This is a genomic window from Anaerotignum faecicola (assembly GCA_024460105.1).
In the GTDB taxonomy this organism is placed as follows: domain Bacteria; phylum Bacillota; class Clostridia; order Lachnospirales; family Anaerotignaceae; genus JANFXS01.
The window spans coordinates 1-689 of the sequence record JANFXS010000036.1; the positions used below are offsets into that span (position 1 = coordinate 1).

The following is a 689-nucleotide window of genomic DNA, read 5'->3' on the forward strand; positions in this document are numbered from 1 at the left end:
CCCAATTCCCGCAGTTTTTCCGTCAGTTTCGGAAGATAGGCTTCCAGAAAGCGGGTATAGCGTCCTCCTACGGCCGGGTCCTCCCAGCCGAACAGTTTTATCTCCTTCCCGTTCTCTTCGGCCATGATCTTCGGAGGATGAACGGCTCCCCACTGGGTGAAGAGGTGGGACATCTCAAAATAGACCATGCCGCAGGACAGGCACATGGTGACCCAGCGCTCCAGCCTGGCAAAGTCAAATTCATAGCTGCCATCCGGAAGCACGTTTACTCCCACCAGCTGAATCGTGGTCCGATCTCCGCCGGGCGCCGTGTCGAGAGGCGGGGTAAACTGCGGAGTCAGGAGCATATTGCAGCCTCTGGCTGCGGCAGCCGCGATAAAATTCTCCATGATCTTCCAGTGCTCTTCAGAAAACACAGGCACCCGGTAATAATCGGCAAGACAGTCTCCATGAAACCACTCCGTATGAATGAGCCGCTGCGGTCCAAGAACTGTCTGATACACCTGTATGGAGGTTTCCCTCCGGCACAGTTCCTCCCCCTCCGGCGATACGAATACTACCGCAAAAGGAAATTTCCCATACGGACCGTTTTCCGGAATCTCCATATCAATCCACAGGCTTTTAAACTGTCCCGGTGTAAATGTGACACAACCGCCAGCCGGTTCCGTCAGCAGATCCGGATACATTCC

The 689-nt window shown here is 54.7% G+C and carries 1 protein-coding gene; it reads right to left on the reverse strand.

The window, feature by feature from the left end:
* Window positions 1-689 (reverse strand): hypothetical protein (locus NE664_12590; GenBank protein ID MCQ4727474.1); only part of this gene is annotated, 689 nt, incomplete at both ends.